The 18,142-nt window shown below is 59.2% G+C and carries 14 protein-coding genes; 10 read left to right on the top strand and 4 right to left on the bottom strand.

Features of this window, described 5'->3' with window-relative positions:
- Window positions 1-410 precede the first annotated feature (410 nt).
- Both M0654_RS19895 and M0654_RS19890 read left to right on the top strand, forming a co-directional pair.
- On the top strand, window positions 411-776 hold the full coding sequence (locus tag M0654_RS19895; protein WP_248684560.1) for a response regulator: 366 nt from the start codon (window positions 411-413) through the stop codon (window positions 774-776).
- A gap of 91 nt (window positions 777-867) precedes the next feature.
- On the top strand, window positions 868-3,870 hold the full coding sequence (locus M0654_RS19890; RefSeq protein ID WP_248684559.1) for a PAS domain-containing protein: 3,003 nt from the start codon (window positions 868-870) through the stop codon (window positions 3,868-3,870).
- Between the two features lie 151 nt (window positions 3,871-4,021).
- On the opposite strand, the gene M0654_RS19885 is transcribed toward M0654_RS19890, so the two are convergent.
- Entirely contained in the window at window positions 4,022-6,835 is a 2,814-nt protein-coding gene (locus M0654_RS19885) for a PAS domain-containing protein (protein ID WP_248684558.1), read from the bottom strand.
- 344 nt (window positions 6,836-7,179) lie between these two features.
- On the opposite strand from M0654_RS19885, the gene M0654_RS22960 reads away from it, so the two are divergent.
- The 3 genes from M0654_RS22960 to M0654_RS19875 all read left to right on the top strand — a co-directional run bounded on the left by M0654_RS22960 (window position 7,180) and on the right by M0654_RS19875 (window position 8,536).
- Entirely contained in the window at window positions 7,180-7,722 is a 543-nt protein-coding gene (locus tag M0654_RS22960; RefSeq protein ID WP_390920875.1) for a helix-turn-helix domain-containing protein, read from the top strand.
- A 145-nt stretch (window positions 7,723-7,867) separates the two neighbouring features.
- Window positions 7,868-8,125 (top strand): hypothetical protein, encoded by a 258-nt coding sequence (locus M0654_RS19880; RefSeq protein WP_248684557.1) that lies wholly within the window; start codon window positions 7,868-7,870, stop codon window positions 8,123-8,125.
- Window positions 8,126-8,269: 144 nt separating this feature from the next.
- On the top strand, window positions 8,270-8,536 hold the full coding sequence (locus M0654_RS19875; protein WP_248684556.1) for a hypothetical protein: 267 nt from the start codon (window positions 8,270-8,272) through the stop codon (window positions 8,534-8,536).
- 510 nt (window positions 8,537-9,046) lie between these two features.
- On the opposite strand, the gene M0654_RS19870 is transcribed toward M0654_RS19875, so the two are convergent.
- Window positions 9,047-10,690, bottom strand: coding sequence for an AAA family ATPase (locus M0654_RS19870; RefSeq protein ID WP_248684555.1), 1,644 nt, complete (start codon window positions 10,688-10,690; stop codon window positions 9,047-9,049).
- Window positions 10,691-10,705: 15 nt separating this feature from the next.
- Here M0654_RS19870 and M0654_RS19865 point away from each other — a divergent pair, with 15 nt between their 5' ends.
- From M0654_RS19865 to M0654_RS22895, 5 genes are all read left to right on the top strand, one after another.
- On the top strand, window positions 10,706-10,882 hold the full coding sequence (locus tag M0654_RS19865; RefSeq protein WP_248684554.1) for a hypothetical protein: 177 nt from the start codon (window positions 10,706-10,708) through the stop codon (window positions 10,880-10,882).
- Window positions 10,879-11,319, top strand: a complete 441-nt coding sequence (locus M0654_RS19860; RefSeq protein ID WP_248684553.1) for a TniQ family protein — start codon at window positions 10,879-10,881, stop codon at window positions 11,317-11,319. The genes M0654_RS19865 and M0654_RS19860 overlap by 4 nt, the downstream gene beginning before the upstream one ends.
- A 116-nt stretch (window positions 11,320-11,435) precedes the next feature.
- Window positions 11,436-12,365 carry a hypothetical protein gene (locus M0654_RS19855; protein WP_248684552.1) on the top strand — a complete coding sequence of 310 codons (930 nt, stop codon included), beginning with the start codon at window positions 11,436-11,438 and terminating at the stop codon, window positions 12,363-12,365.
- Between the two features lie 385 nt (window positions 12,366-12,750).
- Window positions 12,751-13,320 (top strand): type 1 glutamine amidotransferase domain-containing protein, encoded by a 570-nt coding sequence (locus M0654_RS19850; RefSeq protein WP_248684551.1) that lies wholly within the window; start codon window positions 12,751-12,753, stop codon window positions 13,318-13,320.
- A 40-nt stretch (window positions 13,321-13,360) separates the two neighbouring features.
- Window positions 13,361-13,633 carry a hypothetical protein gene (locus M0654_RS22895; protein ID WP_313791093.1) on the top strand — a complete coding sequence of 91 codons (273 nt, stop codon included), beginning with the start codon at window positions 13,361-13,363 and terminating at the stop codon, window positions 13,631-13,633.
- 217 nt (window positions 13,634-13,850) lie between these two features.
- Here M0654_RS22895 and M0654_RS19840 read toward each other — a convergent pair whose 3' ends face one another.
- Entirely contained in the window at window positions 13,851-14,333 is a 483-nt protein-coding gene (locus M0654_RS19840) for a pyridoxamine 5'-phosphate oxidase family protein (RefSeq protein ID WP_248684550.1), read from the bottom strand.
- A gap of 69 nt (window positions 14,334-14,402) precedes the next feature.
- Complete coding sequence (gene putA / locus M0654_RS19835; protein WP_248684549.1) at window positions 14,403-18,101, bottom strand: trifunctional transcriptional regulator/proline dehydrogenase/L-glutamate gamma-semialdehyde dehydrogenase; 3,699 nt, start codon at window positions 18,099-18,101, stop codon at window positions 14,403-14,405.
- Between the last annotated feature and the right edge of the window lie 41 nt (window positions 18,102-18,142).

Genomic DNA, 18,142 nt, shown 5'->3' with positions numbered 1-18,142 from the left:
ACCAGCCAAAATCATAAGCGGTGCGGCCCACGCCGGATGGATACGAAAGGCTACCGGATGATTAGGCTCAAAAGTCTCCTTGGGAGAGGCTTTCCTGGAAAAGTGACGTTTGCAACGGAGCGCGCTCTCAGGCGCTCAGCCTGCTGCGTTCGCACCTATCACGTCCGCGGCACTTTCGCGCCCTTCCGTGGGTAGATGGGAACTTACGGCTTTGTTCTCTCGATCACCGGTTTAGCTTCAGGGGCTCTCCTATTCCCTTTCAGACGACAGGAGCTAAACTACTCTGTAACCGAAGCTCATAGGAGGAGAGCGAGGGAGATGCTAAGATCGCGCGGCCGCAACCCGGCCTGGGATCCTTCAGCCTGGGAATTGTCGCGGGACTACCGTGCCTTCAACCCGACAGGAAACAAATGAAGCGCCTACCACTTGTCTCGGTCGTTGATGATGATGAATCCGTCCGAGAGTCCCTTCCCGATTTGATAAGGCTCTTCGGATTTGAGGTGCAGGCCTTCTCGTCTGCCGCGGAATTTCTAAATTCGGGATGGATGGAAAGGACCGAGTGCCTCATTCTGGACGTCGCGATGCCAGGTATGTCCGGACCAGAATTGCACGAGGAGCTTCTAAAGCGGGGCCAAAAGATACCGGTGGTGTTCATCACTGCCCACAAGGATGAAAGCGAAAGCCTTCAGCTTATCCAGAACGGCGCCGTCGCATGCCTCTTCAAACCATTTAGCGACGTTGCCCTGCAAGAGACGCTCGAAACCATTCTCGGTTAAGGAGCCGTTCAACCAACACCATTGGACAATATCCCGCAATCTCCGAATGGGGCAAAATCGTCCGAAGCGCGCTGGCCGCGAAAGGACAGGCATGGAATTGGAACTCGTCCGGGTTCTGGACGCACTACCGGGACTGGTTTTGTCCGCTCGACCGGATGGAAGTATTGACTTCGTCAACACAAGGTTGGCCCGGATCATAGGGCAACCTGACACATGGCCAGATCCCTATCAGCTAGCCGCGGCTGATGTCGTTCGCAACAGCGGCGAAGTTCGCGCGAAATGGAAAACATTGATATTGGAGGGCGAGCCATTCGAAATCGACGTGCCATGTCGCCATCGCTCCGGTGACGTTTCCACCCTGAAAATTCGCTGTAGCCCGATGCAAGATGGCGGGAAGGTTGTGAGATGGTACGCCCTCGCCGAAGAAGATCACAGCACCACCAAGTTTCGGGCCCATCAGGTGCAGGCCGATTTCCAGCGGATCGTGGACAGCATCCCGGTTCCGGTGGCTGTAACGACTCCGAGCGGAGATGTGGAGGCTTTAAACGACTCGGCACTCGCCTACTTCGGCATGAGCCTGGAGGAGTTGAAAAATTGGAAAGCTACGGAGGTCGTGCACCCCGACGATCTGCAGTCCACCATCGACGATCAGCTCGCTGCACACGTCAATGAGACCTTCTACAATGTCGAGAGCCGGCATCTCAGGTCGGACGGCGTTTATCGCTGGCACAATGTCTTAGGTCTGCCGCTCAAGGATACTGATGGAAGAATTCTGCGCTGGTTCCATCTGCTTGTCGATATCGATGATCGCAAACGTGCGGAAATCGAGTTGGCGGCGCGGGAGCGTGAGGCACGTCTTATCGTAGAAAGCATTCCGGCTGGAATCGCGGTACTCTCCCCCACCGGCGAAGTCGAAGCGGTGAACGGTCATCTGATGCGATACTATGGCCGAACGCTGGATGACCTAGGTCGGTGGGAGGAGACCGACGTTGTGCATCCTGAGGACATGCCTCGCATGGTTGGAGCTCTGAGCCTCGCTATCGACAGTGGGAACTCTTTTGACCAGGAGGTCAGGCTGCTCGGCGCGGACGGAGTGTATCGATGGTTTCAAGTTACGGGCCATCCGTTGAAGTCTGAAGACGGGACTATCATTCGCTGGTATTCAATGCATGTGAACGTCGATGACAGACGACGCGCAGAAGAGGCTCTCAAGGATTCCGAGTTCGAGCTCCGGAAGATCATCAACGCATTGCCACTGACGGTGTGGACAAGCCGTCCAGATGGATATTGGGATTTCGTGAACGACCGATGGTTGGAATATGCCGGCCTCAAACCCGAAGAGGCTGAGGGACGCGGGTGGGAATCCGCGCTCCATCCCGACGATGCCGATGATCTTGTAGCCTCATGGAAAGCTTGCCTTCGATCGGGCACTCCGGCAGACTTCGAAGCCCGCGTCAGGCGGTTCGACGGAGAATATCGATGGTTTCTTCTTCGCGCCACTCCATATCGCGACGCCGATGGCTCTATCATCAAGTGGTACGGAACAAACATCGACATTGAGGATCGAAAACTAGCCGAAAGGGCATTGTCGGAACGGGAACGGGAGTCTCGTTTTATTGTGGACGGCATCGCTGGCATGATTGCCATCTTCTCTCCCGACGCCCAACTGATCGGCGGCAACCAGCAGATCCTCGACTATTTTCAGCTCCCCCTCGAAGCTCTCAACAACTGGGCTACCAACGGCATTACTCATCCGGACGATCTTCAGCTATGCATCGATAGCTTCATGGGATCGATCGCCACGGGCGAACCGTACGACTACGAGACTCGCTTTCTGAGGCACGACGGCGTCTGGCGCTGGTTTCAGCTTCGGGGACTGCCGCTCCGAGACGCCGATGGCAGGATCGTGCGGTGGTACGGGCTTCTGACCGATATCGATGACCGAAAACGTGCCGAGGAGCGATTGCGACGTAGCGAGGCCTTCCTTGTGGACGCCCAGCGTCTAAGCAAAACAGGCAGCTTCTGGTTCAAACTCAACGGTGACGAGATAACGTGGTCGGATGAGACCTATAGGATATTCGGCGTCGATCCCTCGACACACGTGACGTTGGACACGGTTCTATCTCGTCTCGATCCAGACAGCATGTCAATCGTACTTGAGGTGATCGACCGCGCCCGCCATCGAAGCGAGGACTTCGATTACGAAATCACATTGGTGATGCCCGATCAGTCGACCAAGAACGTCCGTGTTCTGGCGCATAGCGGTAAGAACAAGGATGGTGACCCGGAACTGATCGGAGCGGTGCAAGATATAACTGAAAGCCGTAAAGCTGAAGAGGCGCTGAACGAAGCCCGTTCCGACCTTGCCTATGTCACCCGAGTTACAAGTCTCGGAGTCTTGACGGCGTCGATCGCGCACGAAGTAAACCAGCCTCTTGCAGGGATCGTCACCAACGCTAGCACATGTGTTCGAGCGCTGAATGTGGAACCTCCAAAGCTGGAACTCGCCGCGGAAACCGCGCGCCGCATGATCCGCGACGCCAATCGAGCCGCCGACGTGATCGTTCGCCTCAGGGCGCTTTTCAGCAGAAAACCGCCTGTGACCGAGGCGATCGACATCAACGAAATTGCTACGGAAGTGATTGCGCTGGCACTGAGTGATCTGCAACGCAACAGAGTTTCCATAGTAACCGACTTGGGTGCAGGCCTCCCTAGGATCGCAGGCGCCCGCATTCAGCTCCAGCAAGTGGTGATGAACTTGCTCCGTAATTCCATCGAAGCAATGGCCCACATTTCCGATCGTCAGAAACGTGTCATCATCAAGACCGTCGCCACGGATGGGGGCGCGGTTGAACTTTCCGTGAGCGACGTGGGGATTGGCTTCCGAACGCACGAGGAAAGCAAAATTTTCGACGCCTTCTATACGACAAAACAGGAGGGAATGGGCATCGGCCTGTCGGTCAGTCGTTCAATCGTCGAGAGCCACAACGGCCGTCTTTGGGCCCGTGCGAATGCGGACCACGGGGTAACCGTGGCATTCAGCATCCCACAACTTGGAAAAGGCGGGATCCAATCGAATATTCCATCCAGCTAACAGGACCATGGCCGCTGGCGAGCGTTGTGACATTTCAGCGGATTGCCGCATGGATCATCAATGAGGTAACTCATTTCTCAACAAGCAGCCGGCGTCGAGCGCTCCAAGCCGATTGCGACGGCCTGGCAATCGAGGCATACCTGACGTTTGCTCAACGTCGGCCCAGTTCGGCAGCGTTGGCATCACGTGGGATCGAAAACGCGAACGTTGAACCCGGTCCGTTTGTATTTGGCGTTCCCCAAAGCCGGCCTCCATGGGCCTCGATGATGGAGCGGCTGATAGATAGCCCTATTCCCATGCCATTCTCTTTAGTCGTGTGAAAAGCCTGGAAAAGCTGCTCGACACCGCTCGGATCAATCCCAACGCCGGCGTCCCGCACAGACAGGACGATGTCGCCACCGAATTCGGCGTAACTCGATACTTGCAATTCGCGGCCGTGACCGTCCACCTGAGCCATTGCATCAGCGGCGTTCAGTACTAAGTTCAATATAACCTGCTGTATTTGGACCCGATCGGCAAGCACTGAAGGAAGACCTCCTCGCAGATCTGTTCGCACGAACACGCCTCGCCGCTGCAGCTCACTTGAGCACAGGGCGAGCACCTCTCGCGCCGCATCCCCGAGATGTATCCACTCCAGAATTGGCGGCTTTCGGGTGAACAGACCCCGCAAGCGCTTGATTACCTCAGACGCGCGGTTCCCGTCCCTGATGGTCCGTTGGACGGTCGTCTTTGCGCCATCCAGATCGGGGGGATCGGCCGCTAGCATTCGCAAGCATGCACTAGCGTTTGTCAAAATACCAGCCAAGGGCTGACTAACCTCATGGGTGATCGACGCGGTTAGTGCACCAAGCGCTGTTACACGCGCAACGTGCGCAAGCTCCGCCCGCGCATGGTTCAGCTCGGCCTCCGCCAGCTTCCGTGACGTGATGTCCTGCAATGCTCCCATGAATACCGGTCGGTCAGAAATCTGATCGACACGGTGACCAATCACCTGAGCATACCGCATTTCTCCACTTTGCCTTAGAACCCTGAACTCCAAAGCGAACTTCTGGCCCATCGCGGCCCCTCGAAGCAACGCCTCCACATTTATCATGTCTTCGGGATGGATCGCACCAGCGATCATTTCCATGGTTACGTTCGTACCAGGCTCGAAGCCGAAGACTTCATAGATCACGTCCGACCAGTTGTGCTCGTCCTGCTCCAGATCCCAAGTGAAGCTTCCGGTTTGGCTTAGCCGCTGAACTGCCGTGAGATAACTATTCGTGCGCTCGAGTTCGGCCTCGCGCGTCCTCAGCGCCAATTCCGTGAGCTTAGTGTCTGTTACATCCTGCGTGCTACCTAGGAAGACAGCGTGACTCGTGATCTCCGGAACTGGCATGCTGACGGTATGCAGGTATTTCACGGCTCCGCTGCGAGTGACGACGCGATAGTGAGCGTCGAACGCCGACCGATCGTGCACCGCTCGCTCGATACCCTCTAGGACGGTCGCACGGTCCTCCGGATGGAGCGCATCGACGATCATAGCCATGTCTGGCAAAATAGCAGGGTCGAAATCCCAGATCCGATAGTTCTCCTCCGACCAATTCAGTTCAAGCGTCTTCGAGTCCCAGGTGAAGCTTCCCGTCTGGCTCAGACGCTGGGCGGCGCTAAGTTGAACGTTAGCCCTGGCTAAACTTGACTCGCTCTCTCTGAATGCGATCTCAGAAAGCTTGATGTCGGTGACATCTTGGGAGCTTCCCAAATAAATCAGCCGATCTGCCATCTCGGGAATCACCTCCATAACGGTATGAAGATACTTGACCCCGGCCACGGGGGTCACGATTCTATAGAATAGATCGACGTTCTCACGAGCGTGGATTGCGTCTTCAAAAGCCTTGTATGTTACATCGAGGTCTTCCGGGTGAATGGCTGCTCGAACCATTTCCATCGTTGGGGTAACGGCTGGATCGAACTCCCAAATCCGGTAATTTTCATCCGACCAGACCTGTTCATCCGACAAGGGATCCAAGGTAAAGCTGCCGGTCTTGCTTAGCCTCTGGGCGCCCGCCAAAAAATGATTTGCGCGCCGAAGGTCGGCGGCGCTGGCAGCCAGCATCGCGTCAGAATTCGCACGCTCCATCGCAATGCCGGAGAGTTTGGCGAACCGATCGATAAGCTCCTCCTCTTCAGCAGTAGGTCCAACGCACTCACGTCTGTAGATGGCGAAGATTCCGAGAACTTGGCCACCGCTCCCGATGATCGGCGCCGACCAGCAAGAGCCCAGACCGAACTCGGTCATCATGCCTGGCCAAGCCGACGCGCTCCAACGAGGGTCGGTCGGGGGGTCAATTGCGAATATCGTTGTTTTGGTTGTTATCGCCAGCGAACATGGACCGAAGAACGGATCGATCTTCAATCCATCGAGGATAGCATTGTAGGGTGCTGGAAGATTGGGGCCGGCGCCGAGCCGAAAGCGAAGCTCATCGGGATCGGAAAATAGGATGCTGCAGAGAGAACCTGGTGCAATTCTCTCAACCTGAAGACAGATCTGATGAAGGATCTCGGGAAGAGCGACACCGTGGGCGACGAGCTCAAGCAATTGCTTTTCTGCTTCGAGTTCCGTTTCAGCACGCCTTTGGCTTTCGATGTCGGAGTTAACTCCAAACCAGCCGCCGATACGGCCCTCGGAGTCGTGGAACGGCTCTGCCTTGACGATAAAGCGCCGATAGACTCCGTCAAAACGGCGAAGGCGCATCTCAAACTCGGCAGAACTCTCTGTTTCGACGGCGTTGCGCCAAGCGGCACGGACAGCCGGAATATCGTCCGGATGAATTGTTGCGATCCAGCCGCTCTCCCGCAGCTCATCGATGGTTATACCCGCATAGTCGCGCCAGCGACGGTTCACGAAATTAGTTACGCCGTCTGGTCCGCATGCCCAGACCAAACCTGGCAGGTCATCGAAAAGTCTGCGGAGGTCGGCTTCCATACCTAGTTTTCACAACGGCTATGTAACATGTTCTTGTCCTACGCAGGCTCGATCCTGATCCGCCCACTGGGCTTCGGAGGCTCGGAATACTTGGCCGCCAATACGGACCTCACTCAACAAAAACGGCGTAATATTCTGTCAAGTCGGAGCAGGTCGCAAGCCCAGTCGGTCAACGAGGGATAGAAAAGAGGAACGAAGGATAGAAAAAGCATGCTGCACGTAACGGGCGCCACCAGTAACAGCGGTCCGAGGTTACCCTATAGTATCGGCAACACTGTCGTATAATAGGAAATACTCACAGTTGATGAGAGCCTGAACGCGTCCCAAACCCAGGAGAACGCGTCATGTCAACTCTTCCAGCTACGGTCCCGAGAACGACAGTCGGTCGGGATACTGAGACAACAGATGCGACACGTCCAATTCGGCTGACCGGCCGACTTAACGGCGCTCTGCCAAATCCGAAAACTTTCTATCGCGGCGACATTCATCCGACGATAGCTGTTGCCGAGCCGCGACTGGTCCGAGGGGGGCTCGTACCCTGGCAGTCCCGAAGCGTCGTCGCATTCGTCGAGTTGAACGTTGCCAACCTTATCAGGGTCGAAACCCTCGCGGGACTTTGTCGATTGAACGTCAGTCATTTCACGCGCGCTTTCAGAGCGAGTTTCGGCGAATCCCCACGCACCTACATCTTGCGTAAGCGCATTGAGTTGGCGCAGATCCTGATGCTTCAGTCAGACGAATCCATATCCGATATCGCATCGATCTGCGGCTTCTCGGATCAGGCCCGCCTGTGCAATCTTTTCCGACGCTTCGTGGGATGCACTCCGTTGGTATGGCGCCGGACCCGCCGGGACATCTGCCTGACTGCCCGCCATCTGCACAGTTAAGCTCCGGCAGGCAGCGGTATCCCGATGAAATGATTTCCTGCTTTGAAATCCGTCTTCGCACGCAACCCACGACATTGAAATGCTTGCATCCGGCAGCCTGGTAGCTGTCGCCGGAAGACTCTCACCCACGAAAGGAGAAGGCCACATGAAACTGATTAAGATTGCCGCTTTGCTAGGAATCTCAGCGGTAAGCATGGGCAGCCCCGCCCTAGCGATCGAGCCAATCCCCGGAAGCATTACTTTTGGCGGCCAGCCTATGAGTATGTTGATGAAAGCACCTATCGGCAGCACGGTCCCACATAGATTTTTTGATCGTTACGGCCAGGAGGTCGAAGAGACCTACCGACTCGACGAAAATCGGAACCTGCAATTGATCGATCGGCGTATCGTCAGCACCCATTGAGTACCGAGGCTGTCCGCGCCGAGACAACCGCGTTCGGCGACGACGAAAAGTAGCTTGCCGGCTATCCATCAACTCCAGTTCATTCATGACATCGATCGACAAGGTCGCACCTGCAGCCGATCGCCACAACAAGGGAATCCGAACATGAAAAATCTTGTCATCTCGATCTTGGCTTTGGCCGCTTCAGCTCTTCTGCCGGTTACCACTCTCGCCGAAGAAGGCGAGTATTACGAGGGTATCTCTCCACACGACGATCCCGGGGAGGAAGGATCGACCGATATGCTACGCACCGGTTCGACGACCCGCTACGGTTTGCCCTCGCCCCCCTTCTATCGTCAATCCGCCAGCGAGCCCGCCCAGACGCCCATTGACCAGGGCGACTACTACGAGGGCGCGGTACGCCCGAACTAACGCTGCCGGCTCCACACTGTACCTAACGAGCTTCCCACCTGTTTGCACTCTGCGTGTAGCAGGCAGACGTTGGGGCCCATCGACCCGAAACAAAGGGACCCATAGAGCCTCTCGATGGGTTTCTAGTTAAAGGGTGCTTCAGTCCCACCATTCGGGGAATTGGTCGCAACCATGAACGGACGGCAATCAACTTGATCTGATGAACGAACGGAACGTCGGACACTCGACCCACTCGCAGTTATCGTGCACAAGAGCCTCGTTGATCGACTGTCCCGCTCACAAGAGACTTCGTCGTATCCGATAACGCGGTGCATGGCCGCAGCCGCCGACAGGCCGGTGAGTGGATTTCCAAAGGAGAGGGTTGTCGAATTCTCGAATCTGGCAAGGATTCGCACACTATCGATGTGGATACGTTTGCGGCATCCCGCTAGCAATCCGACCGCGGCCTTCATGGCCGGTTGCCAGAGCATCCAGATTAAAGTCCCCCAACGTCCATATACTAAGCTCTAGTCAGCCCCTGCGAAGCGCTTCCTCGATCTGCTCGCCGGTTACGACTTCGGTTCGAATCAGAGCGTCGACGAGGATCTCGAGGTGGTGGCGCCTGCCTTTGATAATGCCTTCGGCGCGCTGCAGGGAGTGTGCCATAACCTTCTCCACCCGCTGACGGATTCCCTCGTCTGAATTCCTCAGTTCCATTCGCTCGCTGGGAGTGGAAGCATGCTGGTAAACAAGCGATCCCATGCCAAAGGAGGCGACCATCAGTGTCGCTATGTCTGTGGCGCGCGCGAGGTCAGAATCTTCTCCGCCTCCAGCGCCGTCGTGGATCTGACCGAGGATAATCCGCTCCGCAGCTAGGCCTCCAAGAAGTACAGCGATCTCGTGTCGATATGAACGCTCGGACCTATACAGATTGGGCTCGCGTAGCCATTCGACGTACCCCATGCTGCCCGACCGCGGAGACAGATGGTGCGGTACCACGACGGACTTGATAGTCCCGAACGCCAAGTCTAGCCCGACGATGGCATGTCCCGCCTCATGGACGGCGAGTACTCGTCTGGTCTCGATATCAGGCACCAGCAGAGGAGGGACAAATGCGAGAACATCTTCCGGACTGATCGCCCTTCTGCCACGGCGCGCTATCTTCCGGGCGTCCTTGGCGAGCTGAGCCAGATCCGCCCCCGAGAAGCCGCTCGTCGCCCGGGCCGCGGTCGCCAGGACGTCTGGCGGCAGCTCTGCACCCAAGTGGATGGAGATGATCTTTTTGCGATCGTCATACTCTGGAAGTGTGACTGCGACATGCCTGTCGAGCCGCCCCGGACGCTTGAGTGCAGGATCGATGGCGTCCGGATCATTGGTCGCGGCGATTACAATGACGCCTTCTCGCCTATCCGCACCGTCCAACGCCTCCAACAGGCCGTTCACTACCTGGACTCCATAATTCGCGTTGTCACCGGAGAACTTGGAGCGGTCACCAACCGCGTCGAACTCGTCGATGAAGAGTATGGCCGGGGTATTCTGAGCCGCTTCCCGGAAGCTCCTCCGCATCGCCTTGAGATAGTCGCCAAGATGTCCGGCCGCCTGCCACTGAGCGCTCGACGCCTGAATGAACTTGGTCCGGCACGTTCGCGCCACGGCAGAGGCAAACATGGTCTTGCCCGTGCCTGGCGGTCCGCTGAGCAGCAAGCCGCAGTCAACGTCGGTCCAGCGGATGCGGCCTGAACGCCAGTCATCGAGATCTGCAGCCAAGTTCAGCGCCCAGTCTCGTGCCGAGCCAAAGCCGGGAAGATCCTCGATGCCGAGCTCATTGGCTTCCACCGCAGGCACTTCAGGCTTCAGCGCGTTCAGCCGCGCGAGCGCGTGGGAGATGGGACGGCCCGGACGCAACGCCTGGAAAAGAACCTCGGGCCGATGGGCGAGCAGAGCGGCCGCGACGCCTGCGTCGACCTTGGCGCCACGCACAGTCTTGAACGCGGCTGCCAGATGAGCCGGATGAACCTCTCCTACATGAACGACTCGATCAAGAGCCACGTTGATGGTCGGCGGTGGCTGTGCTCCTTCAGGGATGACCATCACCACTGCAGTCTTCACTGCAAGCACCTCTTCTGCATCCGCCCAGTCGTGAACCCCCTTCCACGATGCCTCGATCTTCACCATGGTGTATGCGTCACCATGCAGCATTATGCCGACCTCTATGCACTCCACAACGCGAGCCTGAAGTCGCAGAATGTGTTCCTGAGGGACAACTGGGAAGAGATTCAGCCGCAGCACGCGCTTGCAGTTTCACTTGGCACACGTCTCACCGATGACCAGAAGGGCTCTTCCAGGAAGAAGGTCGAGGGACGATGAGCAAGCTGTCCCGTGTACCCGTGATGCACCCTTTGGAACCGCTTCAGACGTATGTCTCCCGGTTGGCCGCAGCCAATGGCGCGTCCAGCGCGGCGCAGTTCGGAAGACACATGAATTTCAATGTCCGGCGCAGGGTCGAATCCAGCGCCGCCTTGAAACGCATCTCGCAGATCACCGGGTTCGACGAGGCGACACTAGGCGGACACTATCTGAGCTACGACGGTCGAAGCTTCGTGAAGTTTGCAGAGATCCGGATGTTGGGTCGGAACGTTCACTGGACCTCTCCCCGCTTCTGCCCTCGGTGCATCGAGTCAGACCTGCGGACGGGTGTGGGCGACTGGGAGCTTAGGCCGCATATTCGCATCTCCTGGCTTGCGAACCACAACGAAGTCTGTGCAGAGCACGCGACGCCGATCTTCACGTCATCTGTCGCCTAGCCAAGGATAAGTTTGCGAAGGGGCGCGGTCTCTACGGAGAACTCCAGGACCGCCTCTCACCGCTGCTGGATGTCCCTGAACTGCGCCCGCTGATCGGTATCCTCCGGGAGCATGCGATGAACCACCTCCCAATCGGGCCAGAAGACAACTTTCTCGGGGGAGGAGGCCTTCGCAGATGGCACTCCATTCACACCGCTACGGGATCGCTCGGAATCGACGGGCGAACACTGCGTAAGATTCTACTCGAACGCGGCGCGATAGCGGAAGAGGATCTCGATAAGCCTGACAACAAGATCCTGTGCCGCGTAGAGGAAGTAGAAGCGGCCGCTGGGGCCTATCATGATGCAATTGACATTCAGGCCATCGCCAAGCGGATGGGCTTGACGGAAAGTACGGTGCGATCGATCAGGAGGACCGGGCTGCTAGAACAGATCTACGGCACTAAGCGCGGCATGAAGCTGCAGTTTTCCAGAACCGCTTTGGACGCTTTAATGACACGCTTGACGGAAGGATTGGAAGAAAGGGAACCCGGAGGAGATCTCGTGGATCTCAAGCACGCTTGGCAGAAAGCGACAGTGACGATCGCGGATATCGTCATCGCACTTGCGCAGGGCAAGCTTCCTACCCGCTACCTCTCAAGGAACAAGAAACTCGTCGGCCTTGCAAGACTGTTGCTGAACATCAACGAGTTGCAGGCCGAATTCAAGCAGCGTGTTGATGGCCTGAAGAGACACGAGTTCCAGGAGAAGTTGGGCCTCTACGATTCAACCGGCACCGACTTCTTTGACTCTGGCTTCTTCGAAACCTTTCGCCTCAAATCCAGGAACGGTCTCGACTACGATGTGGTGAAACAGGAATCATTCGACGCGTTCTTCAAGGAACATGCAAGCCTGGCAGAACTGTCCAAGGGATGGATGAAGCATAACGTACTGAAGCGTGCATTGGACGCAGCAGGAGTCTCTCCCGTCTGGACCAGCAGGGGTCGACGCATTGCGACCTTCTATCGGCGGGAGGACGTGGAGAAGTTCAAGGCTTCCCTAAGCTAGGAAGGCTAACGGACAAAGTGTTGAAAAGGGCTCCGGCAGCAATGCCGGAGCCCTTTTTTGTGTCGAATCTGGCCTAAAGCTGGAGCAACCATGTCAGATCTCCGCTCGCAAACGTGACATAGGGCTGGTTTCATGCCCAGAAAAATTCAACAAAATCAGCGCTCAAATTTCCAAGTGTGTCTCGTCTTAATCGCCTGCTCAGGCCGGTCCTTCTGGGTCGGCCGCCGCCCGATTTCCGATTACTGTTGAACCCAACAAGCTGGCGTACAGCGCCTGCTTATCCCTGCTGCGCTGCACATAAGCGAGACCGCGCGAGGAACTTCGTCGCCTTCTCCCTGTTGGGGGCCCGACAACCTCAACCAACCTCACTTGAGTGGAGCATTACATGACCCTTGCAGGGAAGAAGATCGCCATCCTTATCGCACCACGCGGCACCGAGGAGCCCGAGTTCAACAAGCCCAAGGAAGCCGTGGAAGCCGCCGGTGCCACGGTAACGGTGATCGGTCTTGAAGCCGGCCAGGCGCAGACCAACAACAACGACCTCGACCCGGGCAGCAGCTACACCGTCGACAAGACCGTCGGCGACGTCTCCGCCTCCGACTTCGATGGGCTCGTCATTCCCGGCGGCTGCGTCGGCGCCGACAAGCTGCGCGCCGATGCCGCAACCGTTTCCTTCGTGCATTCCTTCTTCGAGCAGGCAAAGCCGGTCGGCGTGATCTGCCATGGCCCGTGGCTGCTGGTGGAAGCCGGCGTGGTCAAGGGCCGCACGGTGACCTCCTATCCGACGCTGAAGACCGACATCACCAATGCCGGCGGCAACTGGGTCGACAAGGAAGTGGTGGTCGACAAGGGGCTGGTGACGAGCCGCAATCCGGACGACCTGCCGGCCTTCTGCGCCAAGATCGTCGAGGAGTTCGAGGAAGGCAAACATCCGGCCCAGGCCCGCAGCGCCTGAGGCAGGGCTCGACCCCGCTCGTCGGGCACAGGAGACATACATGGACAACAAGGTTCAGGTGACGCGCCGCGCCATGGCGGGCGCGGGCGGGATGATGCTTGCCGCGGCGGCCGCCGTGGCGCCGGGCTCATCGGCGGCATCCGCCCAGGAAATGGATACCAAGATGGACGACCCGCGCACGATATATCCGCAGCCGCCGTTCCCCTCACAGTCGCAGCCCTTCCCCGGGCTTGTGGACAGGATGGATCCGCGGCCCGTCCACGGCGAGGAAGCTACAGAGGCTCCGGGTGGCTTGCCGGGCGCAGGGCGCTGACCACCGGTGGCGATTCCGGCACGGGACGGGCGGCCGTGATTGCCGATGCGCTTGAAGGCCCAGAGTGGGCGATAAACTGCCTGTCGGACGACGACTAGGTGCAATTGGCTACGGCTGATGCAAGTCATGCGACCGGCCAGGTTTAGGGCGCGGCCGGCGGCATCGGCCAGCCTTGAACGATGCGGAAAAGCGCCGGAAGCTCCGGCGCCTTTTGTCTTTACATGCCGACCTTGACGTTTTCGCCCATGTCAGGCCGGGTATTGCTGACCGCGGCAGCCGCCATCTTCACATAGCTGATGACGGTGCCGGGGCTATCCCAATATTCCGCTGAGGTCGGCGTGACCTTGAGGATGCGGATCGACGGGTCATCCGGATTGTCCCACCAGGCCTTGGCCGGCGTTGCCCAGAGATCGCGGATCTTTTCGCGATCGTTCTGGATCTCGGCGGTCCCCGAAACTGACAGATATGTCTGCCCCTTCGGATCGGCAAAGGCGAGGCAGACGGCCGGGTAACGGGCGATCTCTTCGTCCTTGTGGCTCGCCACGTCGGTCAGGAAATAGAAGGCGTTATTGCTGCGCTCTGCATAGGCAGACATCGGGCGCGAACGAAGGTCGCCGCCCGACTGCGTGGTGAGCATGCAGAACCCGATCTTCTCGGCGAGTGCCCAAACCTTGCTCTGGTCGTCTTCGGCATGTGCCATTGGTCTCTCCTTCTTGTGACGGGAGAGAACGACCAGCTTTGGCTCTTGTTCCTGGCTCTCGTGATGGGATCAACCGATCGTCATCAGGCTCGCATTTCCCCCGGCGGCTGCCGTGTTGATCGAGGTCGAGACCTCCTCCACCAGCCAGTTGAGGCAGTAGGCTTCGACATCGGATTCCAGCTGGGCCGTCGTCGCCGCCTGGACAAGAACCAGCGGGCCATCGAGCGCGGCGATGCGCTGGTTGATCTCAGCGATACGCGATCCGTCACCTTCCACCAGTGCGGCGGCAAACGGACCATCCGCGTTCCAGTCAGCCGTCCAGGACAGGCGCGCCGCAAGGCTCGGCGGGATGTTGCTCAATGCCTGGCGAAGCGCGGGGCGATCATCCACGACAAGGTGGTTGCCGGTGGCAAGTGCTGCTGCCATTTGGCGATAGAGCCCCTGCTCGGTTTCCGGCGTCAGCAGCACGCGACCGCGCGGATGCAGCGCATAAAGGTTGCGTTCCCCGACCGGGCCCGCAAGCTCCTGCACCAAACCGACCGCCGACTGGCTGCCGAGTTCGCGCGCGGCATCAGCATGGGCGGTCCTGCCCTTGGCGGCAAGCCAGGTGGCAAAGTCACGCAGCGCTGGGTCCATGTGCACCGAGCTGTGCTGCGGCGGCACCGGCGGCTTCTGCACGAGCCGGCCGAGGTAAAGCGGACCGCCGGCCTTGGGACCCGTACCCGAGAGCCCGCGCCCGCCGAACGGCTGCACGCCAACAACCGCGCCGATGATGTTGCGGTTGACATAAAGGTTGCCGGCTTTCACGCGGCTCGTGACATGCGCGATCATCTCATCAAGGCGCGTATGGAGGCCGAAGGTCAGGCCATAACCCGAACCGTTGATGTCATCGATCAGGCGATCGAGGTTCTCGCGGCGGTAGCGGATGACATGCAGCACCGGCCCGAAGATTTCCTTCTTGAGGTCGGAAAGGTTCTTCAGCTCGATGATGGTCGGCGGCACGAAGGTGCCGCGACGGGTGGCTTCCGGCAGCGGCAGCTGGTCGACCTTGCAGCCGAGCCCACGCATTTCCTCGATATGCCGTTCGATGCCGGCCTTGGCATCCGCGGTGATGACCGGGCCAATGTCGATGCTGAGCTTGTCGGTGCGGCCGATCGAAAGCTCCTGCAGCGCGCCCTTCAGCATGTTGAGCGTGCGGTCGGCGATATCCTCCTGCAGGCAGAGAACCCGAAGCGCCGAGCAGCGCTGGCCGGCGCTGTCGAAGGCCGACGCAATGACATCGCCCACCACCTGTTCGGCAAGGGCGGAAGAATCAACGATCATGCCGTTCTGCCCTCCGGTTTCGGCAATCAGCGGGATCGGCTTTCCGGCGGCCGAAAGGCGGTTGGCAAGCTGGGACTGGATCATCCGGGCAACGCCGGTGGAGCCGGTGAACATGACGCCCGCCGTCTGCGGCGCATCTATCAATGCGGCGCCGAGGCTGCCGCCGCCGGGCACGAACTGCAGGGCGCCACGCGGCACGCCGGCCTCATGCAGGATCTTGACGCTTTCATGCGCGATGATCGGCGTGACGCCGGCGGGCTTTGCCATGACAGTATTGCCCGCGACAAGCGCTGCCGCGACCTGGCCGGTGAAGATGGCAAGCGGGAAGTTCCAGGGGCTGATGCAGACGACGGCACCGAGCGGCGCATGCGACGGCCCGAGCGTGCGGCGCGCCTGCTCCGCGTAATAGCGCAGGAAATCAACGGCTTCGCGCACTTCGCCGATCGCATTCGGCGCAGACTTGCCCGCTTCGCGGATGACGATGCCCATCAGGCTGGTGATCCGCGCCTCCATGATGTCGGCGGCCCGGTCGAGGCAGGCGGCACGTTCCGCGGGCGGCACCTTCGCCCATTCGGCAGCGGCCTCCCCGGCCATCGCTGCGATGCGGGCGGCATCCTGCGGTTCGACCTCGGTCACCTCACCGACAATGTCTTCGTGGTCTGCCGGATTGCGGATGATATTCGTCGTGCCGTTTTCAGAGCCGTCGGCCAGCAGGGGCTTGGCCTGCCAGTGCACTTCAACCGTTGCGGCAAGATCGGCGCCAAGTCGCGCGAGTTCCGTTTCATTGGCAAGGTCGATGCCGGCGGAATTCGCACGCGCGGCGCCATAGAGATCGCGCGGGTTGGCAATCAGGTCATGCGGACGCCCGACCGGCGACATGGCCTCCACCACCTCGACGGGATCGGCAACGAGTTCATCTACAGAGATCTTCGGGTCCGAGATACGATTTACGAAGGAGGAATTGGCGCCGTTTTCCAAGAGGCGACGCACGAGATAAGCCAGCAGCGTTTCATGTGTTCCGACGGGCGCATAGATGCGGCAGGGACGGTTGAGTTTCCCCTCGCCCACCACCTCGTCGTAAAGCGGCTCGCCCATGCCATGCAGGCACTGGAATTCGTAGCGCCCGGTTTTGAAGTCCGGCCCGGCGAGATGATAGATGGTCGCCAGCGTTTGTGCATTATGGGTTGCAAACTGCGGGAAGACAGCGTCACCGGCCGCAAGCAGCTTTCGGGCGCAAGCGACATAAGCGACGTCTGTATGAACCTTGCGGGTATAGACGGGGAAGTCCGGGAGGCCTTCCAACTGGGCGCGCTTGATTTCGGCATCCCAATATGCGCCCTTCACCAGCCGCACCATGATGCGACGCCCGGCGCGGCGCGCGAGATCGATGATGTAGTCGAGCACGAAGGGGCAGCGCTTGCCATAAGCCTGCACCACGAAGCCGAGGCCATTCCAGCCCTTCAACGCCTCATCGAGGCTCAGTTCCTCGAGGAGATCGAGCGACAGTTCCAGGCGATCGGCTTCCTCCGCATCGATATTGAGGCCGATGTCGTAGCGCTTGGCCAGAAGCGCCAGATCGCGCACCCGCGGCAGGAGCTCGCTCATCACCCGTCCTGCCTGAGCACGGGTGTAACGGGGATGGAGCGCCGACAGCTTGATCGAGATGCCCGGCCCTTCATAGATACCGCGCCCGGCGGACGCCTTGCCGATCGCATGGATGGCGTTCTCATAGTCGCGGTAGTAGCGCGCGGCATCCGCCGCCGTCGTCGCGGCCTCGCCGAGCATGTCATAGGAATAACGGAAACCGCGTGCCTCGAGCGGACGTGCCCGCTTCAGGGCCTCGTCGATCGTCTCGCCGGTAACGAACTGCTCGCCCATCATCCGCATCGCCATGTCGACGCCACGACGGATGACCGGTTCACCGCAGCGGGCAATGAGGCGTGTCAGCGCCGCGGCAAGGCTGCGGTCGTTGACGGTGGATGTGAGCTTGCCGGTGACGACCAGCCCCCAGGTCGCGGCATTGACGAAAAGCGAGCGGCCGCCGCCGACATGCGACTTCCAGTCGCCTTCGGAGATCTTGTCGCGGATCAGCGCGTCGCGCGTTGCCGTATCGGGGATGCGCAGCAGCGCTTCCGCCAAACACATCAGGGCGACACCCTCCTGGCTGGAGAGCGAATATTCCTGCACCAGGCCTTCGACGCCGGTACCCTTCTGCTTGGCGCGCAGCGCCTCGATGAGCTTGCGGGCCGTGGCACGCACCGGCTGCTTCAGGTCCGAGGGAAGCTTCGCCTTTTCGATGAGGGGCGGCAGACATTCCGTTTCCGGCCGCCGATAAGCGGCGGTGATCGCCTGGCGTAAGCTGCTCTGGGGGCGGATGGGCGGCGCGAAATCCGCAAAGGGCGCATCGGAACGGGACGGAGCAGCTTCAACGGCAGACTTCGGCATGGACAACCTATCGAGGGCAAGAGATCAATGCCTCCTTCATA

The sequence above is a fragment of the Neorhizobium turbinariae genome, from assembly GCF_023223505.1.
In the GTDB taxonomy this organism is placed as follows: Bacteria; Pseudomonadota; Alphaproteobacteria; order Rhizobiales; family Rhizobiaceae; genus Neorhizobium; species Neorhizobium turbinariae.
Note: the sequence above shows the minus strand (reverse complement) of the source record. Positions and strands in the feature narration are given on the sequence as shown.